The 24,713-nt window shown below is 71.0% G+C and carries 21 protein-coding genes and 2 tRNA genes; 19 read left to right on the forward strand and 4 right to left on the reverse strand.

Annotation, left to right across the window (positions count from 1 at the left end; genetic code table 11):
- The first annotated feature begins 102 nt into the window (after positions 1 to 102).
- The 4 genes from ABTX60_RS05960 (at position 103) to ABTX60_RS05975 (ending at position 7,414) form a co-directional block, all read left to right on the forward strand.
- On the forward strand, positions 103 to 1,653 hold the full coding sequence (locus ABTX60_RS05960) for an alkaline phosphatase D family protein (RefSeq protein ID WP_352095847.1): 1,551 nt from the start codon (positions 103 to 105) through the stop codon (positions 1,651 to 1,653).
- Positions 1,654 to 2,223: 570 nt separating this feature from the next.
- Positions 2,224 to 3,720, forward strand: a complete 1,497-nt coding sequence (locus ABTX60_RS05965; protein ID WP_189588927.1) for a bifunctional cytidylyltransferase/SDR family oxidoreductase — start codon at positions 2,224 to 2,226, stop codon at positions 3,718 to 3,720.
- A gap of 204 nt (positions 3,721 to 3,924) precedes the next feature.
- Entirely contained in the window at positions 3,925 to 6,003 is a 2,079-nt protein-coding gene (locus tag ABTX60_RS05970) for a CDP-glycerol glycerophosphotransferase family protein (RefSeq protein WP_352096158.1), read from the forward strand.
- Between the two features lie 208 nt (positions 6,004 to 6,211).
- Positions 6,212 to 7,414, forward strand: coding sequence for a glycosyltransferase family 2 protein (locus ABTX60_RS05975; protein WP_502992280.1), 1,203 nt, complete (start codon positions 6,212 to 6,214; stop codon positions 7,412 to 7,414).
- A 133-nt stretch (positions 7,415 to 7,547) separates the two neighbouring features.
- Here the strand turns inward: ABTX60_RS05975 and ABTX60_RS05980 are convergent, their stop codons facing one another.
- Positions 7,548 to 9,581, reverse strand: a complete 2,034-nt coding sequence (locus ABTX60_RS05980; RefSeq protein ID WP_352095849.1) for a CDP-glycerol glycerophosphotransferase family protein — start codon at positions 9,579 to 9,581, stop codon at positions 7,548 to 7,550.
- A gap of 368 nt (positions 9,582 to 9,949) precedes the next feature.
- Between ABTX60_RS05980 and proB the strand changes: the two genes are divergently transcribed.
- From proB to ABTX60_RS06005, 5 genes are all read left to right on the forward strand, one after another.
- Entirely contained in the window at positions 9,950 to 11,056 is a 1,107-nt protein-coding gene (gene proB / locus ABTX60_RS05985) for a glutamate 5-kinase (RefSeq protein ID WP_352096159.1), read from the forward strand.
- 134 nt (positions 11,057 to 11,190) lie between these two features.
- Positions 11,191 to 11,649: a DUF8830 family protein gene (locus tag ABTX60_RS05990; RefSeq protein WP_352096160.1), complete on the forward strand. Its 459-nt coding sequence runs from the start codon at positions 11,191 to 11,193 to the stop codon at positions 11,647 to 11,649.
- Positions 11,650 to 11,721: 72 nt separating this feature from the next.
- Entirely contained in the window at positions 11,722 to 13,008 is a 1,287-nt protein-coding gene (locus tag ABTX60_RS05995; protein WP_352095850.1) for a glutamate-5-semialdehyde dehydrogenase, read from the forward strand.
- Positions 13,009 to 13,202: 194 nt separating this feature from the next.
- The gene (locus tag ABTX60_RS06000) at positions 13,203 to 13,778 is read left to right on the forward strand and encodes an SCO2584 family spore wall biosynthesis protein (RefSeq protein WP_502992281.1); all 576 of its coding nucleotides are present in this window, start codon (positions 13,203 to 13,205) and stop codon (positions 13,776 to 13,778) included.
- An 89-nt stretch (positions 13,779 to 13,867) separates the two neighbouring features.
- On the forward strand, positions 13,868 to 14,938 hold the full coding sequence (locus tag ABTX60_RS06005; protein WP_352095852.1) for an SCO2583 family membrane protein: 1,071 nt from the start codon (positions 13,868 to 13,870) through the stop codon (positions 14,936 to 14,938).
- 173 nt (positions 14,939 to 15,111) lie between these two features.
- On the opposite strand, the gene ABTX60_RS06010 is transcribed toward ABTX60_RS06005, so the two are convergent.
- Complete coding sequence (locus ABTX60_RS06010) at positions 15,112 to 16,251, reverse strand: M48 family metalloprotease (protein ID WP_352096161.1); 1,140 nt, start codon at positions 16,249 to 16,251, stop codon at positions 15,112 to 15,114.
- Between the two features lie 124 nt (positions 16,252 to 16,375).
- Here ABTX60_RS06010 and ABTX60_RS06015 point away from each other — a divergent pair, with 124 nt between their 5' ends.
- The 10 genes from ABTX60_RS06015 to ABTX60_RS06060 all read left to right on the forward strand — a co-directional run bounded on the left by ABTX60_RS06015 (position 16,376) and on the right by ABTX60_RS06060 (position 21,613).
- Positions 16,376 to 16,534, forward strand: a complete 159-nt coding sequence (locus ABTX60_RS06015) for a hypothetical protein (RefSeq protein WP_352095853.1) — start codon at positions 16,376 to 16,378, stop codon at positions 16,532 to 16,534.
- 163 nt (positions 16,535 to 16,697) lie between these two features.
- Positions 16,698 to 16,862: a hypothetical protein gene (locus tag ABTX60_RS06020; RefSeq protein ID WP_003990192.1), complete on the forward strand. Its 165-nt coding sequence runs from the start codon at positions 16,698 to 16,700 to the stop codon at positions 16,860 to 16,862.
- A gap of 85 nt (positions 16,863 to 16,947) precedes the next feature.
- Positions 16,948 to 17,682 (forward strand): nicotinate-nucleotide adenylyltransferase, encoded by a 735-nt coding sequence (nadD, locus tag ABTX60_RS06025; protein WP_352095854.1) that lies wholly within the window; start codon positions 16,948 to 16,950, stop codon positions 17,680 to 17,682.
- A gap of 16 nt (positions 17,683 to 17,698) precedes the next feature.
- On the forward strand, positions 17,699 to 19,420 hold the full coding sequence (locus ABTX60_RS06030; protein ID WP_352095855.1) for an LCP family protein: 1,722 nt from the start codon (positions 17,699 to 17,701) through the stop codon (positions 19,418 to 19,420).
- A 105-nt stretch (positions 19,421 to 19,525) separates the two neighbouring features.
- Positions 19,526 to 19,972 carry a ribosome silencing factor gene (gene rsfS, locus ABTX60_RS06035; protein WP_352095856.1) on the forward strand — a complete coding sequence of 149 codons (447 nt, stop codon included), beginning with the start codon at positions 19,526 to 19,528 and terminating at the stop codon, positions 19,970 to 19,972.
- Positions 19,969 to 20,637, forward strand: a complete 669-nt coding sequence (locus ABTX60_RS06040) for a histidine phosphatase family protein (RefSeq protein WP_352095857.1) — start codon at positions 19,969 to 19,971, stop codon at positions 20,635 to 20,637. The genes rsfS and ABTX60_RS06040 overlap by 4 nt, the downstream gene beginning before the upstream one ends.
- A 97-nt stretch (positions 20,638 to 20,734) precedes the next feature.
- Positions 20,735 to 20,807, forward strand: a tRNA-Ala gene (locus ABTX60_RS06045).
- A 200-nt stretch (positions 20,808 to 21,007) separates the two neighbouring features.
- Positions 21,008 to 21,181, forward strand: a complete 174-nt coding sequence (locus ABTX60_RS06050) for a hypothetical protein (protein WP_352095858.1) — start codon at positions 21,008 to 21,010, stop codon at positions 21,179 to 21,181.
- Positions 21,182 to 21,184: 3 nt separating this feature from the next.
- Positions 21,185 to 21,418 (forward strand): hypothetical protein, encoded by a 234-nt coding sequence (locus ABTX60_RS06055; RefSeq protein WP_019523121.1) that lies wholly within the window; start codon positions 21,185 to 21,187, stop codon positions 21,416 to 21,418.
- A 122-nt stretch (positions 21,419 to 21,540) separates the two neighbouring features.
- Positions 21,541 to 21,613, forward strand: a tRNA-Ala gene (locus ABTX60_RS06060).
- A gap of 124 nt (positions 21,614 to 21,737) precedes the next feature.
- On the opposite strand, the gene ABTX60_RS06065 is transcribed toward ABTX60_RS06060, so the two are convergent.
- Both ABTX60_RS06065 and ABTX60_RS06070 read right to left on the reverse strand, forming a co-directional pair.
- Positions 21,738 to 23,348: an NADH-ubiquinone oxidoreductase-F iron-sulfur binding region domain-containing protein gene (locus tag ABTX60_RS06065; protein WP_352095859.1), complete on the reverse strand. Its 1,611-nt coding sequence runs from the start codon at positions 23,346 to 23,348 to the stop codon at positions 21,738 to 21,740.
- Positions 23,345 to 24,610 carry a ferric reductase-like transmembrane domain-containing protein gene (locus ABTX60_RS06070; protein WP_352095860.1) on the reverse strand — a complete coding sequence of 422 codons (1,266 nt, stop codon included), beginning with the start codon at positions 24,608 to 24,610 and terminating at the stop codon, positions 23,345 to 23,347. The genes ABTX60_RS06065 and ABTX60_RS06070 overlap by 4 nt, the downstream gene beginning before the upstream one ends.
- Positions 24,611 to 24,713 lie beyond the last annotated feature (103 nt).

Below are 24,713 nucleotides of genomic sequence, written 5' to 3' on the forward strand. Positions count from 1 at the left end.
TTAGTTGTCATGTACGCGAACCCCGGCGTTCAGCGGGCGGACCGCCCGCGAGCGTGAAGCTTCCCCGTGTCCATGTGGCCAGCGAGGTAAGGGAGTCAGCCGATGACCGGAGCAGTATCCCCCGACCGACGCCGCTTTCTGACCGCAGGTGCCGCCGTGCTCGGTGCCGCGGCCTCCGCCCAGCTGTGGCTCCCGGCCGCCGCCCGCGCGGCGGAGACGCCGCTGCCGGACGGTGTGTTCAGCCTCGGCGTCTCCTCGGGCGACCCGCTCCCGGACGGCATCGTGCTGTGGACCAGGCTCGCCCCGGACCCGCTGAACGGCGGGGGCATGCCCGACCGGGCGGTGCCGGTGGAGTGGCAGCTGGCGGAGGACCCCCGGTTCAGAAAGCCCGTACGACGGGGCACCGCCCAGGCCCGGCCCGAGTACGGGCACAGCGTTCACGTGGACGTACGCGGGCTGCGCGCGGACCGTACGTACTGGTACCGCTTCCGCGCCGACGGGCAGCTCTCGCCCGTGGGCCGCACGCGCACCGCGCCCCACCCCCACAGCTCCGGTGGCTCCCTGCGCATGGCCCTCGCCTCCTGCCAGAACTGGCAGCACGGCTACTTCACGCCATACGCGGACATGCTCGAACAGGACCCGGACGTCGTGGTGTTCGTCGGCGACTACATCTACGAGTCCACGCCCTCGGCGACCGGCGTACGGCGGCACGAGGGCACCGGTGAGCCCTTCAGCCTCGTCCAGTACCGCAACCGGTACGCCCAGTACCGCACCGACCCGGACCTCGCGGCGATGCACGCGAGCGCGCCCTTCGTGGTGACCTTCGACGACCACGAGGTGGACAACGACTTCGCCGGTGAGATCCCGCAGGATCCGGACAAGCAGCCGCACGACGCGTTCGTGGCCCGGCTGACCGCGGCGTACCAGGCGTTCTACGAGCACATGCCGGTCCGTGCCACCGCCGTCCCGGACGGACCGCACATCCGGATGTACCGCCGCCTGGAGTTCGGCCGGCTGGCCCGGCTCAACGTCCTGGACACCCGCCAGTACCGCAGCGACCAGGCCACCAGCCAGGCCGGCGCCGAGGACCCCTCGCTGACCATGCTCGGCGCGCGGCAGAAGCAGTGGCTGCTGAACGGGCTGCAGGACTCGCCCGCCCGCTGGAACCTCATCGCCTCCCAGATCATGATGGCCGAGACGGACCTCAAGGTGGGCGAGGGCAAGCTCTGGTTCTACGACGCCTGGGACGGCTACCAGGCCGAACGCAACGCGTTCCTGGAGGAGTTCCGGCAGGTCCGCAACCCCGTGGTGCTCTCCGGGGACCGGCACCTGACGATGATCAGCGACCTCAAGGAGGACTACGCCGACCCGGACTCGGAGGTCGTCGGCGCCGAGTTCGTCGGCACCTCCGTTTCCAGCAACGGTGACCAGGACCAGGAGGCCTTCCGCAAGGAGTGGGACCCGCGGCGCCCGGACAACCCGCACTGGAAACTGCTGGACGCGCACCGCGGCTACCACCTCTTCGACGTCCGCCGCGACGGCATCGACGCCCAGGTCAGGGTGGTCGACACGGTGCGCCGGCCCACGGCGACCCCGAGCACGTTGGCCCGGCTGAGGGTCGAGGCGGGCCGGCCCGGCGTCGAGGTCGTCTGACCCGGCCTGCGCGCCGCGTGAGCCCGGTACTCCTCGGAGTCCCGGGCTCTTCGCCGTACGGGGTGGGTGGGCCGGGTGAGAAGTCCGCCCCGGATTTGCGGCGTATTGCTCTCGCCGAGACCCCAATGCTGCGGAATCGCAACCGGGAATTCCATGGCAATGAGCTGCCGGGAGAGCCGTATTCAGGACCGGACGTCCTGTAGAACAGTGCCGCCGTGTGCACCGGGAAGTGGAGATTCCGCGTACCGGGACCTCCTGCCCGGCCCCGCGGGCGGCGGGCGCGGTACGCGGGGCGCCCCCAAAGCGCGTACCGTGCACTGGACATCGTCCGAGGAACCCGTGAAGGTCCCCCGGTCACCGCTGTCCCGTGCGGCTCCGCGGTCGCCGAGCCTCTGTGCGGTTACTCACAGCGTAATTTCCCGGGGCTCGCGCAACCGTCCGCAATCACCAGTGTCGTCAGGTGAATGAGAGGTGGCGCGCACATATGCGGTGGAGTGCGCTCACCTTGCATCGCGGTAACCACAAGTGGGACCATTTCCGAGTTCCCTGTCGCCCCAAGGTAGGTCACCTGTGTCCCAGCACATAGCCAAGCCCCGTACCACCGCAGTGATCCTGGCCGGTGGCACCGGTCAGCGCGTGGGTCTGTCGATCCCCAAGCAGCTGCTGAAGATCGCCGGCAAGGCAGTCATCGAGCACACGCTGACCACCTTCGAGAACACCGACTCGATCGACGACATCATCGTGCTGATGGCGCCGGGTTACGTGCCCGACATCGAGAAGATCGTCGCGAAGGCCGGATTCAAGAAGGTCTCGAAGGTCATCGAGGGCGGCTCCACGCGGAACGAGACCACCGAGCGCGCCATCGCCGCGCTGGGCGAGGGCCTGGCCGAGGGCGAGGACGCCAACGTCCTCTTCCACGACGCCGTGCGCCCCCTGCTCTCGCAGCGCGTCATCGACGACTGCGTCGTGGCGCTGGAGCGCTACCAGGCCGTCGACGTGGCCATCCCGTCCGCGGACACCATCATCGTCACGCGCACGCACGGCGAGGACGGCGAGTTCATCACCGAGATCCCGGACCGCTCCAGGCTGCGCCGCGGCCAGACGCCGCAGGCGTTCAAGCTGTCCACGATCAAGCGGGCCTACGAGGTCGCCGCCGGAGACCCCAACTTCCAGGCCACCGACGACTGCTCCGTCGTGCTCAAGTACCTGCCGGACGTGCCGATCCACGTCGTCGCGGGTGACGAGTACAACATGAAGGTCACCCAGCCCGTCGACGTCTTCATCGCCGACAAGCTGTTCCAGCTGGCCTCCACGGCCGCGCCCGAGCAGGTCTCCGAGGAGGCCTACCGCGAGCTGCTCACCGGCAAGACGATGGTCGTCTTCGGCGGCAGCTACGGCATCGGCAAGGACATCGCCGAGCTCGCCGAGTCCTACGGCGCCAAGGTCTACGCGCTGGGCCGCTCCACCACCGGCACCCACGTGGAGAACCCGGAGGAGGTCGACGACGCCCTGTCCAAGGCGTACGCCGAGACCGGCCGCATCGACTACGTGGTCAACACCGCCGGCGTGCTGCGCATAGGCAAGCTCGCCGAGACCGACAACGCCACCATCGAGGAGGCGCTGAAGGTCAACTACCTGGCCCCGGTGCAGATCGCCCGGTCGTCGTACAAGTACCTCTCCGAAACCAAGGGCCAGTTGCTGCTCTACACCTCCAGCAGCTACACCCGGGGCCGTGCCGAGTACAGCCTGTACTCCTCCACCAAGGCCGCGATGGTGAACCTCACCCAGGCGCTGTCCGACGAGTGGGCCGGCGACGGCGTCCGCGTCAACTGCATCAACCCCGAGCGCACCGCCACCCCCATGCGCACCAAGGCCTTCGGCCAGGAGCCCTCCGGGTCCCTGCTGTCCTCCGAGGCCGTGGCCCGCACCTCCCTCGACGTGCTGCTCTCCGAGCTCACCGGCCACGTCATCGACGTCCGCCAGCAGGACCCGACGGCCGGCGCGGCCCGGGCCTCCGGCTTCGAGCAGGCCCTGGCCACGGTGCTGGACCGGCAGGACGGCGTGTAATAATTGGCGCCAAATAGACTTCGGTAATTCAGGCCTCTGCGCCCTCCTGTTAACGGGTTTCCGTGTACAGGAGGTTTCGCAGGGGCCTGAATCCATACCATCTCGCGAATATTCACAGACCAGCCGCATTCTCGAACCAAGACCGGCACACCCCTCCCAAGAGCAGGTTTCTCCGTGATATCCACCGCTATTCGCGTCGCCCGGGTGGGCAGCGCGGCCCAGCTGGCCGCGGCGGTCCTCATGGTGGCGGGCTTCCCCGCCCTCATGCTGGCCGCGCTCGTCCCGAGCGTCCCAGCCTTCGCGGCAGCGGCCGCCGTGACGTACCTGGCGGACCACTATCTGCACCGCAAGGGCAGCTACCTGATCAACCGCCTCGGCAAGGTGCGGGCCGGCCTGTCCATCCGCTTCCTGATACGGCAGCTGCTGCTCGTCCTGCTGCTGGCCCGGCTGTCCCTCGCGGACAACCTGATCTACTACGGGGCGATCGCCTGCTTCATCGCCTTCTACGGCCTGCAGGCCCCGCACGGCGCGCTGGTCCAGCTGATCCGCAACCGCCGCCGCATGCCGGTCGCCACCCGCAACGTCGACCTGGCCTCCCGCATCCGCATCCCGGACGCCCCGCCGCGCAAGCTGCTGCACCGCTCCGCCGAGAAGATGCTCCACCTCGACCTCGCGGCGGTCGTCGGCATCCTGCTCGCCGCCCAGGTGAAGTCGTCCCTGGTCGGCTTCATCGGCATCGGCATCACGGTGGCCGTGGCCACCCTGTACGTGCTGGCGCTGGTGCCGTTCGTGCGCGGCCGGAAGATCCCGCCGAAGGCCGAGACGGTCCTGGCCGCCGTCGACGACTGGCTGGCCGAGTACAAGCCGGAGACGGTCCTGTACTTCTCCGGTTCCAAGGACTCCGCCTACCAGGTCAACATGTGGCTCGACACCATGGAGAAGCTGGAGTCCAAGCCGCTGATCATCCTGCGTGAGCGGGCCATCCTGAACAGTCTGGCGCCCACCACGGTCCCCGTCATCTGCGTGCCCGGAGGGGTGCACCTGATGAACATGGACCTGTCCACGGTGCGCGTCGCGCTCTACGCGGCCAACGTCGGCAAGAACATCCACATGCTGCGCGTGCCCACCATCAAGCACGTCTTCATCGGCCACGGCGACAGCGACAAGCTCGCCAGCGTCAACCCGTACAGCAAGGTCTACGACGAGGTGTGGACGGCCGGCCGCGCGGGCCGCGACCGCTACGCCATCGCCGACGTCGGCGTCCGCGACGACGACATCGTCGAGGTCGGCCGCCCGCAGCTCGCCCCGATCCAGACCTGGCAGGGCGTGCCCGAGGGCCGCATCCCCACGGTGCTGTACGCCCCCACCTGGGAGGGCTGGGACGGCAACCCGGGCAACACCTCGGTCGTGCTCGCCGGCGAGAACATCGTGCAGCAGCTCGTGCAGGCCGACCCGCCGGTCCGCGTCCTGTACAAGCCGCACCCCTTCACCGGCAACGTCAGCAAGGAGGCCGGTGCCGCGCACCGGCGGATCACCGCCCTGGTGCAGAAGGCCGCCGCCGAGCGCGCCATCAACAGCCGGTTCATCGCCGACACCGCCGCCCAGGCCCAGGCCAAGGCCGAGCTGGGCCGGATCCAGGCCCGGCTCGCGCAGCTGTCCGGCTCCGGCGGCGACCGTGGCGACGAGGCCGTGGCCACGCGTGACGGGCTGGTCGACGTCGCCCGGCACGAGGAGGTCGCCCGGCTGCGCGCCGAGTGGAACGACGCCTACTGGCGTTCCTTCCCGTCCTGGGAGCACCGCGTCATCACGGGCGCCGAGCCCCGCCTGTACGACTGCTTCAACGTCTCCGACGCGATGGTCTCCGACATCTCCAGCGTGGTCTCCGACTTCATCGCGAGCGGCAAGCCGTACGCCGTCACGGACTCCGCCGAGGTGGGGGTCGAGGAGTTCAAGCGGAACAACACGGCGGTGCGTGCCGCGGTGATCCTGTCCAACAGCGCAGCCGAGCTGGGTGAGCTGCTCGGCGCGGTCCGCGCCCCGGAGGCCGACCCGCTGGCCGAGGACCGCAACGAGCTCAAGCAGTACCTGCTGGGCCCGGACGAGCCGACCTCGCTGGAGCAGTTCAACACCGCCGTCGCGAACCTCGCCCTCAAGGCCGAGACGCGCAACGTCGGCCAGTCGTCCCGACTGGCGGCGGCCGGCGTCGAGACCGAGCTGGCGAACGCCGTGCCCGGGCAGCGGGTGTCCGCCGCCGGTGACACGGACGGGGTCGGCACGGCCTGAACTGCCGCCGCTGACTGAAGAGTTCGGCCCCGAGGAGATGTCCTCGAGGCCGAACTCTTTCTCTTTTCCGCAACCTGTCGACGCACTGTGTGACGTGTCCCACTAACACCTGTGTGCGAGGCAACCGCTTGCGTCGATCACCCGTCTACCAAGTAGCGAATGAGGCGATACGGGGGGAATATCCCATTGACTAGGGGGAAACGTGACCGTGACGCAGCCTGATGTGAGTGTGATCATCGGTGCGTACGAAGCGATGCCGTATCTGATCGAGTGCCTCTCGTCCGTCGAGGCACAGACCATCGATCCGACGCGCGTCGAGGTCATCGCGGTGGACGACGGCTCGACGGACGGAACGGGGGAGTACCTCGAGGAGTTCGCCGAGCGGGCTCCCATGCACGTGCTGGTGATCCGGCAGGAGAACTCCGGCGGTCCCAGCGGCCCGCGCAACGTCGGCCTGGGGAAGGCCACCGGGCGCTTCGTGTTCTTCCTCGACGCCGACGACCGGCTGGGTCCCGAGGCCCTGGAGCGGATGGTCGCCATGGCCGACCGGGCCGGCACGGACGTGGTGCTCGGCAAGGTCGAGGGCGTCAACCGCACGGCACCGAAGTCCATGTGGGGCAGGACGGTGGAGCGGACGGACGTCTTCTCCTCCAACATCAAGTTCACGCTCAGCGCCCAGAAGCTGTTCCGCCGCGCGCTGCTCGACCGGCACGGCATGCGCTTCGACGAGTCGCTGTTCACGGGCGAGGACGCGCTGTTCACCATGGAGGCGTACCTGCGGGCGGACGGCGTCTCCGTCGTCGCCGACCACACCTGTTACTACCTGGTGGGCCGTGACGACGGCAAGCACGTGACCAAGAGCGGCAGTTACACGCTGCGCTTCGACTCCGCGCGGGCCCTGATGGACCTCATCGCCGAGCTCGTCCCCGCGGGCGGCCGGCGTGACCAGCTGATGGTCCGGCCCTTCCTCGTCACGCTGCTGCCGCAGTTCGGGCCCAAGTACCTGACGGACAGCGAGGAGATACGCCGGCGCAAGTTCGAGCTCGCCAAGCCGCTGATGGACGCCTACTGGACCGAGGGCGTCGCCCAGCGCCTCAAGGTCCACGAGCGGCTCCGGCTGTACCTGGTCGCCGAGCAGCGTCCCGAACTGCTGCTGGAGGTCGTGAAGTTCGTCAAGAGCAAGAAGCAGGCGGCGGCCCTCCTGGAGAGGAAGGGCCGCCGTGTGTACCTGGCCTACCCGCACTTCCGGGACCGCGCCGCCGGAGTCCCCGACTCGGTCTACCTCGCCGAGCCCCGGGAGGCCCGCGCCTTCCCGGGGTACCGCGAGGGCGGCGTCGACACGTTCATGCGCCGGGCGGTGCGCAAGGTCCGCCGGGTGCTGACGTCCCGGGAACTGCGACACGCGGCGTGACCGCGGCTGACGCCCGGGGTGCAGCGGCGACCAGGGCGACCGCGGCCGACGTCCGGGGCCGTGCGGCACGCGGCGTGACCGCGGCCGGCGTCGTGTCAGGCGCCGCGTCTGACCCGAGCGCGTGTGCCGTCGCTCAGCGCGGTGCGGCCGGGAGCGCGGTCTCGGTGCGCTGGCCCGGCACCGCGGCCAGCCGCTCCGTCACCCGTGCCCGGTGCTCCCGGGCCTCCGCGCTCAACGCCCGGACGGCCTCGTTGAAGCGCTCCTGCGACGTCGGCTCCGCCGGGCCCAGCAGACGCAGCTTCAACTCGGCTCGCGCCTCGGCCAGCTCGTCGTGCTCCGGGTGCCGGACCGTCTCCAGCAGGCCCGGCACCCCGGCGGCGTCCGGCGTCAGCACCGTCGCCGCCACCACCGTCGGGAACGCCGTACGGAAAGCCTCCTCGGACAGCCCACTGGTGTTGGCCACCGCGTACGGCTTCTCGCTCGCCAGGAAGTCGCTGATCACGCTGGACACATCGCTGATCAGCAGGTCGGACACGTTGAAGCAGGAGTACAGCGTCGGCCGGGCGTCCGTGACGATCTGGTGCTCACCCGCCGGCAGTGAGGCCCAGTACGCCTCCTGCCACGCGGCCGTCGCCCGTGCCACCGCCTCCGCGCGGCCCGGCTCCGGCGCCGACTGCACCAGCATCCGCTCCACGGTGTCGGCCCCGGACCGGAAGACCGACGTGGTGAGCCTGTCCAGCTCGGCGGTGCGGCGGGCGAGCTCCGTACCGTCGGAGGGGCGGCTGACCGCCCGCTCCCGGTTGGCCGCCCGGATCAGCTCCCGGATCCGCAGATCGGCCGCGCCCGCGCGCGGGTCCACCGAGCCCGTCAGCGGATGCGGCTTGTACAGCAGCCGCACGCCCGGGTCCGCGAGCAGCGCCCGCACCAGGTTCTCCCCGGCCGCGATCACCGACGTGTTGCCGGGGTTGCCGTCCCAGCCCTCCCAGGTCGGCGCGTACAGCACGGTCGTCCAGGGCCCGGCCGGCGGGCCCGCGTAGGGCAGTATGCCGTCCAGCTGCGGGCGGCCCGTCTCCACCACGTCCTTGTCCTCGACCCCGACCTCGGCCAGCGCGTACCGCTCGCGCGCGGCGGGCCCGGCCACCCACACCTCGTCGTACGCCTTCGCGTAGGGGTTGCACGAGGACAGCTTGTCGCTCTCGCCGTGGTTGACGAAGGTGTGCCTGATCGTGGGGATGCGCAGCACCTGGGAGGTCTTGCCGGAGTTCGACGGGTGGATGAGGACCTGGAGCGTGGAGTGCTCCAGGCGCATCAGCGTCGACACCTTCGGCAGGCACACGATCGGGATATCCGTCGCCGCGATCTTCTGCACCATGAACCGCTCGCGCAGGATGATGACCGGCCTGCCCTCGATGCCGGCGAGCGGCTCCAGCCACATGTTCGCCTGGTAGGCCGAGGCGGCGCCGCCGGAGAAGTACAGGCCGGCGGTCGGCCGGTACGCGGCCAGCCACGCGTCGAGCCACTCGAGCACCTCCTGCTCGCCCGCCGGGCGACGGCCCGGCAGCAGCCGGAGCAGCAGCGCGCCGAGGCCGGTCAGTCCGAGGGCGAGGGAGAGCGCGATGCCCGCCGCCGCGTACACCGGACGGTCGCCCGGCGCGCTGGCCAGCAGCCCGGCCGTCGCCGGCAGGCCGAACACCAGCAGCCGGTGGCCGGGGCGGCGCAGCAGCACGGACGGGGCCGGGGACAGCCGCAGCGCCGAGGCGTCGATGTTCCGGGTCAGCACCGGCAGGGTGCGGCTGCGGCGCACCAGCACGGAGACCGCCTGGATCGCGCAGTGCAGCACGTAGCAGACGAGCAGCCCGGCCACCAGCGGCGCGTACACCGTCTCCCGGTCCTGCTCGCCCAGCCGCAGCAGGGCCACCACCAGCAGCAGGTCCCGTACGACCTGGCGCACGGTGATGTCCGCGTGCGACTTGGCGAACAGCGACAGCACCCCGCGCTGCCACCGGTACAGGACGACTTCGGTGGCCAGGGAGACGACCGTCGCGGCGAGCAGCAGCGGGACGTCCGGCAGCAGCGCCGCGACCGCCTGTGCGGCGAACGCGGCGGCCAGGACGAGGGTGACCAGCCCCTTGAGGAGGGTCTGCTGACGGGGGAGAGGTACGGGCACTGCGGTCACTCCAGGAGCGTCGGGTCGGCGCAGGTCGGCCGTCCGGGTTAACGCGCGGCGGCCTGTCGACGACACGCGCGTGTCGTCGGGGCGTGGGGGCGGTTACCGTCCGGCGTGTCGTCGGACCGTAGCGGAAGATCGCCCTCCTGTCGCGGGCGGTGCGAAGAGACGTGAGGTAAGGGGCGGAAAGTCGGTTTCCGGACGGGTGGTTCGAGTGCAGGAGGGCGGCCGCGCTCCCGTGACGCGGCCGGCACCGTCCGTAGCGTGGACCGCCGCCGCATCCGGTCCGGGCGTCCCGTAGATTTCCTGGTGAGGGAGCGAATCGACGCGAGGGGACGGACGGCGACGTGGCAGGGGCAAGGCAGGCCGTGGGCGAGGCCCGCAGGATCGTCGTCAAGGTCGGGTCCTCCTCGCTGACCACCGCCTCGGGCGGCCTGGACGCGGACCGCGTGGACGCGCTGGTCGACGTGCTCGCCAAGGTCCGCAGCGGCGGGGAGCGCGAGATCGTCCTGGTGTCCTCGGGCGCCATCGCCGCCGGCCTCGCCCCGCTCGGCCTGCGCCGCCGCCCCAAGGACCTCGCCCGGCAGCAGGCCGCCGCCAGCGTCGGCCAGGGCCTGCTGGTCGCCCGCTACACCGCCTCCTTCGCCCGCTACGGCGTCCGCGTCGGACAGGTCCTGCTGACCTCCGACGACATGAGCCGCCGCTCGCACCACCGCAACGCCTCGCGCACCCTCGACAAGCTGCTCGCGATGGGCGCCTTCCCGATCGTCAACGAGAACGACACCGTCGCCACCGACGAGATCCGCTTCGGCGACAACGACCGTCTCGCCGCCCTGGTCGCCCACCTCGTCCACGCCGACCTGCTGGTCCTGCTGTCCGACGTGGACGGCGTCTACGACGGGGACCCCGCGAGGCCCGGCACCTCCCGCATCGGCGAGGTGCGCGACCCCTCCGACCTCGCGGACGTCGAGATCGGCAGCACCGGCAAGGCCGGCGTCGGCACCGGAGGCATGGTCACGAAGGTCGAGGCCGCCCGGATCGCGGCCGCCGCCGGGGTGCCCGTCGTCCTCACCAGCGCCATCCACGCGGCCGACGCGCTGACCGGCCAGGACACCGGGACCTTCTTCCATCCCACCGGCAAGCGCTCCGCCGACCGGCTGCTGTGGCTTCAGCACGCCTCCGCCCCGCAGGGCGCGCTGACCCTGGACGACGGCGCCGTGCAGGCCGTCGTGGACCGCCGCAAGTCGCTGCTGCCGGCCGGTATCGCCTCGGTCGAGGGCGACTTCAGCGCCGGTGACCCCGTCGAGCTGCGGGACGGCGCGGGGCACGCGGTCGCCCGGGGGCTCGTCAACTTCGACGCCAAGGAGATCCCCCGGCTGATCGGCCGTTCCACCCGGGAGCTGGCCCGCGAACTCGGACCGGCGTACGAACGCGAGGTCGTACACAGGGACGACCTGGTGGTCCTGCACCCCTAATGTGTCGAAACGTCCGCCCCCGGTGGTGGACGTTCCGCAAAACCGCCACGCGATCCCTTGCGGCCTGCTCAACTTTGTCTCGGGGAACTGTTCCGCAGCAGCGCAACTGTGCAAAGGAGGCCGTCGTGAGACGAGTGCGCCCGGGGACTCAGGCGTCCCGCGGTGGTGCCGGCTCCCGCGCGGCCGGCGAGGAGCGCGCCCTGACCAGCGTGGCGGCCGGGGACCGGTTCGAGGGCGAGGAACCCGTGGACATCCCCCGCCTGTGGCACGTCACCCTCAGCGTCTCCGGCAAGGAGGCCCCGCTCCCCGAGGTCCGGCGCGCCCTGGAGCAGCTCGCGCACGACCATCCCTTCTTCCTGACCAGCCGGTACGCGGTCGACCACGCGGAGATCCGCTACTGGGAGGAGGCCCGCGACCTGCACGACGCGGCCGCCGTCGCCCTGCGCCTGTGGGGCGAGCACCGGCAGACCGCCGGGCTGCCGCCCTGGGAGATCGTCGGCCTCGAGGTCATCGACCGCGCGACCTACCACCAGCGCATCGCCGAGGGGTACGGTCCGCCGCCGGCGTCCCCGGTCGGCGTCCACCCGTTTTGACCCGTTCCATGAAGTGTCTCGCGCTGTGGAACGAACGATGAACCGAGCCGCCCGGCGCACTACCCTTCCCTCATGACCACCCTCTCTCCGTACGACTCCATGTCCCCGGTCACCGAGGCCGCCTACCGGGCCAAGGCCGCCGCCGCGAGCCTCGCGCCGCTGCCCCGGGCCGAGAAGGACGACGCGCTGCTCGCCATCGCGGACGCACTGGAGGTCCGTGCGAGCGAGATCGTCGAGGCCAACGCCGAGGACGTCGCCAGGGCCCGCGAGGCCGGCATCAGCGAGGGCATGATCGACCGGCTCACGCTCACCCCCGAGCGGATCCGCGCCATCGCCTCCGACGTGCGCGACGTGGCCGCGCTGCCCGACCCGGTCGGTGAGGTCGTGCGCGGCTCCACGCTGCCCAACGGCATCGATCTGCGCCAGGTCCGCGTGCCGCTCGGCGTCGTCGGGATCATCTACGAGGGCCGGCCGAACGTCACCGTCGACGCCGCCGCCCTCTGCCTGAAGTCCGGCAACGCGGTCCTGCTGCGCGGCTCCTCCTCGGCGTACCGGTCCAACACCGCCCTCGTGCGCGTCCTGCGCGACGCCGTGGGCGGGGCCGGACTGCCCGCCGACGCCGTCCAGCTCGTCCCCGGCGAGAGCCGTGACAGCGTGCGCGAGCTGATGCGCGCCCGCGGCCTGGTCGACGTCCTCATCCCGCGCGGCGGCGCCTCGCTGATCAACACGGTCGTGAAGGAGTCCGTCGTCCCGGTCATCGAGACCGGCACCGGCAACTGCCACGTCTACGTCGACGCCCAGGCCGACCTCGACATGGCCGTCGACATCCTGATCAACTCCAAGGCCCACCGGGTCGGCGTCTGCAACGCCGCCGAGACCCTCCTGGTCCACCAGGACATCGCCGCGGAGTTCCTGCCCCGCGCTCTGGACGCCCTCGCGGAGGCCGGGGTGACCGTGCACGCCGACGAGCGCGTGCAGGCCCACGCCAAGGACTCCAAGGCCACCGTCGTCGAGGCGACCGCCGAGGACTGGGAGACCGAGTACCTGTCCTACGACATCGCCGCCGCGGTCGTGGACTCGCTGGACAAGGCCGTCGAGCACATCCGGCTGTGGACCTCCGGCCACACCGAGGCCATCGTCACGACCTCCCAGCAGGCCGCCCGCCGCTTCACCCAGCTGGTCGACTCCACCACCGTCGCCGTGAACGCCTCCACCCGCTTCACCGACGGCGGCCAGTTCGGCTTCGGCGCCGAGATCGGCATCTCCACCCAGAAGCTGCACTCCCGTGGCCCCATGGGCCTGCCGGAGCTGACCAGCACGAAGTACATCGTCACCGGGGACGGGCACGTACGGCGCTGAGCCGTGCGCACCGCGTGAGTACGGGTATGCGCGCCACCGCATGACCGTGCGGGGTCACCCGGGCGGCGCAGACGCGTACGGGAGGAGTGCCGGGCAGGCGTGCGCCGTCCGGCGCCCCGTGGAAGCCGTCTCGACCGGCGGATGAATTTCCATACCGTCTGCCCAAATTGACCCCCCAGGTCTACTCTGGATCCGTGCCGGAGGACGTGGGGGGCACGCCGTTTCCGGACGGCCGGGAGCCCGACGACGACCACGACCGCGGGGTGTCGGACGAAGAGTTCGCCTCCGTGGTCTTCGACGAGGCCTTCGTACGCGCGGCCGTGGTGCACGAGCCGACCGCGGTGGAGCGCCTTCTGGCCGCCGCACAGGCGAGAGCCGAGGCCTCCGAGGCCGAGGCGCGCCGCGCCCACACCAGAGGCGAGCGTTACGACGACGGGTACGGCCCGGGCGGGCGGGGCGTCTTCGGTCATGATCCCGGCCTCCACGAGCTCGACGACCCCGACCTCCTCGAGGACCACTACGGCAGCACCGGGCCGTACTCCAGACAGGTGCGCTGGCACCGCCCCGTGGCCTGGCTGCTCGCCCTCGTCATGGGCGTCGGCATGGTCGCCCTGGCCTTCACGGCGGTCTACCGGGGTGCGTCCTCCAACCGCGAGGAGCCCGCGCCGCCGCCCGCCTCGACCGGGGTGGAACAGGGCGGCGCAGTGACCCCCTCGGCGTCCGCCGAACACTCCCCGCCGGCCATCTCGGTGATCCCTCGCAGCCCCTGACCGGAACCCGCCCGTCTTGGTGAGAACCTGTCAGAACTTGTGGAGCAACCGGGCGTTTACCCGAGCTTCCGGCGACCTACCCTGAAGATATGGGCGGGCCTGGAAACCCACCTGAGGGGACTCCGGAGGGCGCCCCCGGAGGTGGAGAGGACGAGTACCGATCCGTCGTGTTCGACGAGTCGTTCGTCCGTGCTGCCCGCCTCCAGGAGTTCTCCGCACAGGAGCGCATCGCCGACCACGCTCCCGCGGTCCGGCGCCGCCCCCCGCTGCGCCGGGGTCTGTCCCGGCAGGCCCTGGTGCTCGTCCTGCTGATCGCGGTCGCCTTCGGCACGGCGATCTACATGGGCGTACGGCACCCGTACCAGACCCCGGCCGCCCGGGAGCCCGTCGAGCCCCTGCGGATGACCGTCATCCCGCTCGCCCCCGAGGGCAAGGTGCCCGGTCAGGCCGACCCGGGCTACCTGTACGAGCACAGCCCCGCCGCGCAGTTCCGGACCGGCGCGGAGGGGGTGCCCCTGCCCGCCTCGCGGCGTACCGCGCACTTCTCGGACAGCCAGGTCGTGAGCGCCCTGACCACCGCCAAGGACTACATCGTCCGCTCGGCCCTGGACCCCGAGGTCCTCACGGGCGGTGAGGTCCGCGCCGTGCGCGTGCTGCTCGATCCCGACCAGCTGGACCAGTTCGACCAGAGCTTCGCCCGCCCCACCGCCGACGGACGCCACGCGCCCACCGGCTGGCTGGTGCGCTTCGACCCCTCGCGTGCCGAGCTCGCCGACCGGAAGGTCAGGGTCCAGGGCACGCTGCAGGCCGCCGAGACCGACGCGTCGACGCTGGAGGTCACCGCCGACCACACGTCCGTGTACGCGCTGCGGGCGGCCGGGGGCGGTGACAAGGACGAGGTGTCCCTGTTCACGCTCCGGCGCGAGCTGCACTTCCGCTTCGACCGCGACGACCTGCGGCTGCACCAGGCCCAGCTTCTTGTCTCCTATGTCCAGGCCGGTCCCCTCTCCTGCGCCGAGGACTCCACGAACCACCTCCGGCCCCTCCTGGCCGGCCAGACGGCCAAGGAGGGCGGCCCCGCGGGCACCGACCCCTACGCCACGGGCGGCGCGACGGCCCTGTGCGGCACCCTGGCGACGAGCGCGCAGCCGAAGGCGTAGGGAGACCCGGGATGGCCGTGTAGAGGCGTCCACGGCGGAGGGGCGCCGAGAGGGGCCCCGGAGAGCCGGGGCCCGGCAGGCGCGGAGGACGGATACGAGCGGGCCGCGGAGCCGGTAGGCCCGGAGACGAGTACGAGCGGGCCGCGGGGGACCGTCGGGCGGCCCTGTGGCGGCTAGCTCTCGTCGCGCGGCGGGCGGTCGTCACCCGAAGGGGCCGACGGGTCCGACGGGTTCGACGGATCCGTCTCCGGCCCCTGAGGCGGCTTCGGGGGCGCGGTCGTGAAGCCGTTGAAGCCGCGGCGGACCCGGTCGCCCAGGTCGCCGGCGCCGCCCGCGAGGTCCGTGACCAGCTTCATCAGCGGGTCCTTGGAGCTCTTCACGTGGGAGGTGTAGTGGTTCGCCGAGTCCCGCCAGGAGTCCCGGACCGAGGTGTCCTTGTCCTCGTCACGCCGCGCGTAGTGGCCGTCCATGATCCGCTGGTAGTCCCGTGACTCCGCCCACTTCTTCAGCTCGGCCGCCCGCACGGTGGTGAAGGGGTGGGAGCGGGGCAGCACGTTCAGGATCTTCAGCACGGAGTCGCGCAGGTCGCCCCCGGCCTCGTACTCCTCGGCCTGGGCCAGGAACGCGTCCACGTTCATCTCGTGCAGGTGGTTGCCGCCCGCGATCTTCATCAGACCCCGCATCGAGGCCTGCAGGTCCTGCCCGACCAGCAGCCCCGCGCGGTCCGCGGACAGCTCCGACTTGCGGAACCACTCCCGCAGCCCGGTCACGATCGCCATGATCGCGAGATTGCCCAGGGGGATCCAGGCGACCCGGACGGCGAGGCTCGTCAGGAACAGCAGGATCGTCCGGTAGACGGAGTGCCCGGACAGCGCGTGCCCCACCTCGTGCCCGACGACCGCCCGCATCTCCTCCTCGTCGAGCAGCTCGACGAGTCCGGTCGTGACGACGATGATCGGCTCGTCCAGGCCGATGCACATCGCGTTCGGCTGCGGGTCCTGGTTCACGTACATCGGCGGGACCTTCTCCAGGTCCAGGATGTAGCAGGCGTCCCGCAGCATCACGTTCAGGTGGGCGAACTGCTGGTCCGAGACGCGCACCGAGTCGGACAGGAACAGCAGCCGCAGACTGCGCTCGGGCAGCAGACCGCTGAGCGCCTTGAACACCGTGTCGAAACCGCTCAGCTTGCGCAGGGCCACCAGGGCGGAACGGTCGGCCGGGTGCTCGTACGTACGCGAGGAGATCCCGGGGAAGCGCCTGCGCTGCCTGCTCGGCACGCGCTCGTGCCCGTGGTGCTCGTGGCCGTCGGACATGTCTTCCCCCATGCGTCTGGTGTGACCTTTGCGGCCCTTTGTGCGGCCTTTTGCTTCCCCGAGGCAGGGCCCAGCCTAGGCGGAGTTACGGTGGTCGGGCAGTACAGCGAAGGAGACCACCGCCATGCAGCACCACCCCGCCACCGCCTGGTTCGCCGAGGCCGCGAGCGCCGCCGAGGGGCAAGGGCCCGGGGTGCTGCGGATCGTGCTGATCGTGATGATCCTGGGCTGTGCGCTGACCGCGTGGTTCCTGTTGCGTGGCTACAGACGCAAGGACGACTGAGACCACGCGAAGGTTCCCCGCCGGGCCCCGGGACCGGCCCGGCGGCGGCACGCGCGTGCGCCCTGGGCGCGCACAGGCGGAGTCGGGGTGATCGCGCGAGGGGCGCCCGCTTACGATGAGCCGACGTCTTTAACCCGCCCACACGCGATAGGTCCTGCCGAAGATGAGCTTCCACAGCACCGCTGCCCAGTTGGTCACCCTCGCCGCCGAGGGCGAGGAGCACGGCGGAAACCACGAGAGCCTCAGCCCCTACCTCACCGGCGGTGGCGCACTCTTCATCCTGCTGCTCCTGCTGTGGATCACCACCCGCTTCAACCGCGACCGCTGAGACCGGCGGGGCATCCCGCCGGGGGTGCCCGGGGGACCACGGGGGCGGCCGGAGCCCTCAGGCAGGGCCGGTAGGGTCTGCACGCATGGGAGAGCAGGACATGCCTACCGGTCCGGCGAACAAGACGCCGCACGACCCGGCACAGGAGACGGCGAGCGGCACCGAGCGACACTCGGAGCCCCGCCGTGCCTCCGTGACGGCCCCCCGCACCGGTGAGGGGCTTTCACAGCGGGGCAAGCGCCGGCTCGGCGTCATGGGCGGCACCTTCGACCCGATCCACCACGGGCACCTGGTGGCGGCCAGCGAGGTCGCCGCGGCGTTCCACCTCGACGAGGTGGTCTTCGTCCCGACCGGCCAGCCCTGGCAGAAGAGCCACCGCAGCGTCTCCCCGGCCGAGGACCGCTACCTGATGACGGTCATCGCGACCGCCGAGAACCCGCAGTTCTCCGTCAGCCGCATCGACATCGACCGCGGCGGCCCCACCTACACCGTGGACACCCTGCGCGACCTGCGCGCGCTCAACCCCGACACGGACCTGTTCTTCATCACCGGCGCCGACGCGCTCGCCCAGATCCTCACCTGGCGCGACAGCGAGGAACTGTTCTCCCTGGCGCACTTCATCGGGGCCACCCGGCCGGGCCACCACCTGGACGACTCCGGACTCCCGGAGGGCGGTGTCTCGCTGGTGGAGGTTCCCGCCCTGGCCATCTCCTCCACCGACTGCCGCGCGAGAGTCGCCAAGGGCGATCCGATCTGGTACCTGGTGCCGGACGGCGTCGTGCGCTATATCGACAAGCGCGAGCTGTACCGCGGCGAGTGAGCCGAGAGGGGCACCGGTGAACGACCGATACGACGCGGGGGCCGCGGACCACGGCGCCGACCAGTACGAGCTCGTCGGTTACGACGAGTACGGCCGGCCGGTCTACCGGCAGGTCCAGGCACAGCAGCAGACGCACGACCCGTACGCCCAGCAGCACCAGCAGCACCAGCAGGGCTACGGCTACGACCCGTACGCGCAGGCGGCGCAGCAGCCCCCGTCGGCGTACGGCTACGGCACGGGCGAGCCCGCCGCCGACTACGGCTCCTACGACCCGTACGGCACCGCCTCGCAGCAGGGCGGACCCGCGCAGGGCGCCCCGTACGACCCCTACGGCCAGGCCACCGCCGCCGGCGCCACCGGCCGGCAGCCCCGCGTCGCGGAACAGCAGGCCCAGCAGACCGCCCACATCCCGCAGCAGGCCGGCCCGGTCCACGACCAGGAGACTCCCGAAGAGCCGCAGCGGGAGTACCACACCGAGCAGTTCGCCTTCGTCGAGGAACCGGACGCCAACTCCGAAGACGTCATCGACTGGCTGAAGTTCACCGAGAACCGCACCGAACGCCGCGAGGAGGCCCGGCGCCGGGCCCGCAGCCGGATCGTCGCCCTGGCGGTCGTCCTCGCGCTCGTCGCGGCCGGCGGCGTCGGCTGGCTCTGGTACGCGGGGAAGCTGCCCGGCCTGTCGTCCGAGGACTCCAAGACGGGCACCGCGACGGCCGCGGGCGCCCAGAAGCGCGACGTGATCGTCGTCCACCTGCACGACACCAAAGGTGGCGGCACCTCCACGGCCCTCCTCGTCGACAACACCACCACCGAGCGGGGCACGACCGTCCTGCTGCCCAACTCCCTCGCCCTGACCAGCGACGACGGCACCACGACGACGCTCGCCAAGTCGGTCGAGGACGACGGCTCCGACGGCACCCGCGACGCGCTCGACACCGTCCTCGGCACCGACATCGAGGGCACCTGGCGACTGGACACCCCCTACCTGCAGAACCTCGTCGACCTCGTCGGCAACATCGACGTCGACACCGACGCCGAGGTGCCCGACCCCGCCGCCAAGAAGAAGGGCGAAGCCCCCCTGGTCAACAAGGGCCAGGACCAGACCCTCAGCGGCAAGATGGCGGTCGCCTACGCCACCTACCGCGCTCCCGGCGAGGCCCAGAACGCCCAGCTGGAGCGTTTCGGACAGGTCATGCAGGGCGTGCTGCGCAAGATGTCCTCCGACCCGCAGGCCGCCACGACCACCATCCAGACCCTCGCCCAGATCCTCGACCCGTCCCTCACCGACAAGGACCTCGGCACCTTCCTCGCCGGGCTCTCCGACCTCGCCAAGGGCGGCGACGTCAAGACCGATCTGCTGCCCGTCCGCAACGACGGCACGCTCAGCGCCCAGGCGAGCGCGGGAGTCGTCAAGAACGTCCTCGGCGGCACCGCCAAAAGCCCCGACAAGGACGCCGCCGTCAGCGTCTCCGTCCAGAACGCCACCGGCGTCGAGGACAACACCGAGAAGGCCCGCGTCGTGCTCCTCAACGGCGGCTTCACCTTCCTGGAGAGCGGCACCGGCACCGCCCGGGCCACTTCCCAGGTCGTGTACGCCGACGCCGCCGACAAGGCGAACGCCGCCGAGGTCGCCAAGACCCTGGGCCTGCCCGCGGGCTCCGTCGCCAAGGGCAAGGTCTCCGCGAGTGCCGACGTCTCCGTGGTCCTCGGCCAGGACTACAAGCCGTCCGCCGGCTAGGCGGCGGGAGCGCGCTCCCCATGTGATCGCCGACGATCGCGTGGGGGGCCCGCGGCGGTCCGTGAGACCCTTGGTGTCAAGTGTCCGCCGACCGAAAGCCTTGCAGTGACCGTGACCGACCGCTCTCACGAGCTGATCAACACCGCCGCCCAGGCGGCCGCAGACAAGCTGGCCCACGACATCGTCGCCTACGACGTCAGTGATGTGCTGTCCATCACGGACGCCTTCCTGCTGGCCTCCGCGCCCAACGACCGCCAGGTCAAGGCGATCGTCGACGCCATCGAGGAACGCCTCTCGAAGGAACTCGACGCGAAGCCGGTGCGCCGCGAGGGCGACCGGGAGGCCCGCTGGGTGCTGCTCGACTACGTCGACATCGTCGTCCACGTCCAGCACAGCGAGGAGCGCGTCTTCTACGCCCTCGAGCGGCTGTGGAAGGACTGCCCCGAGCTCGACCTGCCCGAGGAGGCCAAGGCCACCCGTGGCAAGGCCGAGGAGCACGCCAAGCTGCGGGCGGCCGAGGAGGAGGCGGAACTGGACGGTGAGTGGCGGTGACCTCCTCCGCTGAGGCGTCCGCCGGAAAGGGCCGTGGCCGTCGCGTCATCCTCTGGCGGCACGGCCAGACCTCGTGGAACGTGGAGCGCCGCTTCCAGGGCAGCACGGACGTCGAGCTGACCGAGACCGGCGTCGCCCAGGCCCGCCGCGCCGCCCGCCTGCTCGCCTCCCTGAAGCCGGACGCCATGGTCGCCTCCGACCTGCGCCGCGCAGCGGCCACGGCCGCCGAGCTCGCCACGCTCACCGGCCTCGATGTCACCCACGACGAGGGGCTGCGGGAGACCTACGCGGGCGTCTGGCAGGGCCTGACGCACGACGAGATCATCGCCCGGTACGGCGAGGAGTACGCCGCGTGGAAGCGCGGCGAGCCGGTGCGCCGTGGTGGCGGCGAACTCGAGACCGAGGTCGCCGACCGGGCGGCCCCGGTGGTGCTCCGGCACGCCGAGAAGCTTCCCGAGGGCGGCACGCTCGTCGTGGTCAGCCACGGCGGCACGATCCGCACCACCATCGGCCGCCTGCTGGGTCTCGACCCCCGCAACTGGGAGAGTCTCGGCGGACTCTCCAACTGCTGCTGGTCCGTGCTCGGCGAAGGCGCCCGCGGCTGGCGCCTGCTGGAGCACAACGCCGGCACCCTGCCGGAACCGGTGCTCGGCGACGACGACTGACCCCGGATTTCACTTTCCGGCAGGTCGCAGGCTAAAGTTCTTCTTGTTCGCCCCGCCAGCGGGGCGAGACACCATGTGGCTCGGCCACGTGGCGCGAGGGGCTATAGCTCAGTTGGTAGAGCGCCTGCATGGCATGCAGGAGGTCAGGAGTTCAATTCTCCTTAGCTCCACGACAAGATCCCGTTCCCGGTGTGGGGGCGGGATTTTTCGTGCTCCGGCTTGAGTCACTCGGGCTCGCTGAGGCGTATACCTCTACGGCCCCGCCGGGTGGCGTGTCCGGACTGGTACTGAGGCGTCGCTGACCGTATTGGTCCGGCCGTGGCAGAATCAAACGGCCGGAAGGGGGCGCGGCCCGACGGGAGGAGTAGCGATGCCTGCGAGCATCCTCGAGGAGGTCGACCACCTCCTCGAAGCGGCGTTCACACGGGAGATGTCCACCCGACTCAGCTGCCCTTCCTGCGGTTCCGCGCACGTGGCCCAGATGCTCGGCGACAACGGCGGGATCTCCTACGTGTGCACGGCCTGCGGCCACAGCTGGAGCTGATCGATGGGTGCACACAGGCGGAAGTGCGACTGGTGCGGCAGCGGGACTCCGATCGTCCGCGACATGGAACCGCTGAATCCCGACTACCAGTACTGGTGCGAGGAATGCGCGCGGGCGCTGATCATAAAAGGCGACCCGATCGAGACGTACCGTGAGTTGGAGGGCGAGCCGATCTACGGCCGGCTCCTGGAGGAGCACTGCACGCTCAAGCGGTTCTATTCGTTCGTCACGGCCTGACGTTCGAAACCTCCGGGTCGACATAACGGTCATATCGGGCAAGGTGAAACCGATTTGGTGTTGGGCCGGCAGGACCAGTAATGTTGGCGTCGCCGCCAGGGAAACCGGGCGGAACACAACAAGGGGCTATAGCTCAGTTGGTAGAGCGCCTGCATGGCATGCAGGAGGTCAGGAGTTCAATTCTCCTTAGCTCCACAGCAGATGAGAAGGCGGGCCATCCGATCGGATGGCCCGCCTTCTTGTCGTACCTGTTCGTGGTGCCCGTCGTACCTGTGCGAACGGCGGGCTCCCCTGGAGGGAAACCCGCCGTCGCGTCCGCTCAGCGGCCGAGAGCGCGGCGGCCGCGGCCCTGGGAGAGGACCGGGAGGTTGCGGGACGGCGCGCCCGGTGCGCCCGACTCCTCGATGCGCAGCGCCAGCGCCGGGCAGCGGCGCACCGCGCGTAGAGCCTTGGCCTCGGCGTACCGCGGTACCTGAGCCTGCGCCACGGTCGGGAAGCCGTCCGCGCCCAGCTGGAACACCTCGGGGAGGATGTCCGCGCACAGGCCGTGGCCCCGGCACAGCGTCCAGTCCACATAGATCTTCTGGCGGCTGGGGCCGTTCTCCTCGGACTCGCCGCCGCCTGGGATGCCCGTGGGGGCCCTGCCCCCCTCGAAGAGCGGCAGAACGCCCTCCACGGGCCGTCCGCAGCCGTTGCCGAGGACGTGGGCGGCCAGGTCGTCGGTGAAGGCCTTGATGGTCGACTCGATGAACATCGCGGAGCCGTCCGGGTGCGAGCACGCGCCGCGCCGCTTCACGTTCTTGGCGACCTGCTTGAGGGCCTCCAGGGCGGCCGGCCCGCCGCCGTTGAGGATGTCCTCCAGGCCGCGCGCGGCGGCCGGCAGGCCGAGGTAGCAGGGGCCGCACTGGCCCGCGCTCTCCTCGGCCAGCCACTGCGCCACCCGCAGCGACTCGCCCAGCGGGCAGGTGTCCTGAGTGATCGGCAGAATCGCGCCGGCGCCGAGCGCGCCGCCCACCGCGTCCAGTGAGTTGCGGGAGACGACCGCCTCGTTGACCGTCGCCGCGTCGATCCACTTGCCGTGGTAGCCGCCGGTGAGCACGCCCTGCGGCACCGGCGGCGCGCCGGCGAGCTGCAGGACGTAGCGCAGCGGCACGCCCGTCGGGACCTCGATCACCATGGGGCGGGCGACCGCACCGGAGACCGTGAGCATGACGGTGCCCGGCTCGTCGTACAGACCGGTGTTGCCGTAGCGCTCGGGGCCGATGCGGGCGGCGATCGCCAGCTGGGCGAACGTCTCGGCGTTGGAGAGCAGGGTGGGTGCGCCGCCGACGCCGTTCTGCGAGGCGCTGACCTTGCGGCCGGGCGGCACGGCCGGGCCGCCGTCGATCGAGCGGATCAGGGACGCGGCGGCACCGGTGACCATGCGGACCGGGTTGCGCTGCACACGGGCGCGCAGGGCCGACCTGCGGCCGTTGCTGAGGCCGCGTTCGGCCAGCGCGGCCTCCATGGAGCGCTGCGTCGACTCACGGGTGACCCCCACCACGAGCGTGCGGGCACCCAGGGCCTCGGCGCACAGCAGGGCGCCGTCCAGGATGAGATGCGGGGCACGGTTGATCAACACCGTGTCCTTGCGGCAGGCCGGCTCGTCCTCGCTTCCGTTCACGACGACGACCGGCCGGACGCCGCGCTTGATCGCCGCTTCGGCGACCGAGCGCAGCTTCTTGTGGAAGGGGAAGCCCGCGCCGCCGCGGCCCTTCAGGTTGATGCGTTCGGCGAGCTGCGCGAGCTGCTCGCCGCCCATCGGCTCGAGCGGCCCGTGCACCTTGAGGTGCATGGGCAGATCGAGCCGATCGACAAGGTCGAAGCCCGACGTGAGCTGGGGAAGACCGACCACGCGGACTTCGGGTACGTCGGGCAGGGCCTCGTTCACTTAAAGCCTCCGGAAGGCGTGTTCCAAGGTTCGCCCGATCCCGGTGCGTCGAAGTCGTAGGACGCACCGGGATTTGTGTCAGTGGCGGGACCGCTGTTGTACGTGTCGTTCGGGTAGTACGTGTCGAAGGCGGCGTTCGTCTCACCCGTGTCGTACACGTCACTCGATCCGTAACCGGCGGAGCCTGGATTGCCGTAGGCCGGGATGCTTTGTCCGGTGTTCTGAAGGGGGTCGTAGGGCGGGATGTTGAAGCCCGTGTCCTGAAGCGGGTCATAGGCGGACGGCGGGGCCTCACCGACCGGCGGCGGGGACGGGATGGGCCAGTTGCCCGAGGTGCTGGAGGGGCCGTCCACGGTCGGGATGGTCTCGGTGGGCTGCATGTCCAGTGGCAGCTGCATGCTGGTGGTCGGCCCGGGCGCGAAGGCCTGCTGGCCCTGGGGAGGGCCCGAGACGGCGCGGTAGGCGGCGGCGAAGCCGTTCGCCGGCTCCTTGGCCGCGGGGCGTTCCGCCTTCTCGTACAGCGGCCCCGACGGGGACGCCGCGGCACGCGCGGACGCGCCCCGGCCCCCCTGGTCGGGGAACGCGAAGCCGCCGGCGGCCCGGGCCCGGCTCTCCTCCAGGTCCCTGCGGCCCTGGCCCTCGCCGGGGCCGATCATCGAGGCGATCTTGTCGGCGACCTTGCGCTTGACCTGGCGCGGAGCCGCGCGCAGGGCGAGCGCTCCGGCCACGCCGACCAGGGACAGGCAGTACAGGATGAGGAAGATCGGCTTGGCCGCGCGACCCGCGTAGAGTCCGTGGACCAGGGCGGCGCACCAGGCCGGGTAGGCCAGCATGTGCATGGCCCGCCAGCGGGCCGCGACGGGGGCGGGGGACGCGAAGCGGTTGCGCAAGACGCCGGTGATGCCCACGAAGATCATGAGCATGCCCGCCAGGGTGCCCAGGCCGATCAGGAACGACCTGCCCCCGACCAGCTCGTCGTCGGTGAACAGCAGCCCGAAGGGGATCACCGCGGCGACCCACGACGTGTGGGCCAGGGCCAGCTTCACCCCGATGTGCACCAGCAGGAAGACGATCGAGGCGACGGCCGTGGTCCGGTGCACGGCCTGCGCCAGGATGCGGCGGCGGGCGTCGAGGAGGACCCGGTCCTGGGCGACCAGCCCCCAGATCACCGAGCACGTCAGAGACACGAGGGACAGCACGCCCGCACCGAAGTTGAGGAACTCGGCGAACGAGTCGTCTGCCGTGGAGTCGTAGGGGTTCACGACCGGCCTCCCCACGTCCCGGTGGCCGGGGGTAGGGAGGTGTTACTGCGATGAGGGTTCATGGGGGCAACTCCGAGCGGTTCGGGAAAGCAGCGGTCCCGCT

Source organism: Streptomyces sp. NPDC126510, assembly GCF_040302345.1.
Taxonomy (GTDB): Bacteria; Actinomycetota; Actinomycetes; order Streptomycetales; family Streptomycetaceae; genus Streptomyces.

Coding starts and splice junctions, on each gene's coding strand:
- ABTX60_RS05960 (WP_352095847.1), top strand. CDS start 103: ATGACCGGAGCAGTATCCCCCGACCGACGCCGCTTTCTGACCGCAGGT.
- ABTX60_RS05995 (WP_352095850.1), top strand. CDS start 11,722: ATGACCACCCTCTCTCCGTACGACTCCATGTCCCCGGTCACCGAGGCC.
- ABTX60_RS06005 (WP_352095852.1), top strand. CDS start 13,868: ATGGGCGGGCCTGGAAACCCACCTGAGGGGACTCCGGAGGGCGCCCCC.
- ABTX60_RS06010 (WP_352096161.1), bottom strand. CDS start 16,251: ATGTCCGACGGCCACGAGCACCACGGGCACGAGCGCGTGCCGAGCAGG.
- ABTX60_RS06015 (WP_352095853.1), top strand. CDS start 16,376: ATGCAGCACCACCCCGCCACCGCCTGGTTCGCCGAGGCCGCGAGCGCC.
- ABTX60_RS06020 (WP_003990192.1), top strand. CDS start 16,698: ATGAGCTTCCACAGCACCGCTGCCCAGTTGGTCACCCTCGCCGCCGAG.
- nadD (WP_352095854.1), top strand. CDS start 16,948: ATGGGAGAGCAGGACATGCCTACCGGTCCGGCGAACAAGACGCCGCAC.
- ABTX60_RS06050 (WP_352095858.1), top strand. CDS start 21,008: ATGCCTGCGAGCATCCTCGAGGAGGTCGACCACCTCCTCGAAGCGGCG.
- ABTX60_RS06055 (WP_019523121.1), top strand. CDS start 21,185: ATGGGTGCACACAGGCGGAAGTGCGACTGGTGCGGCAGCGGGACTCCG.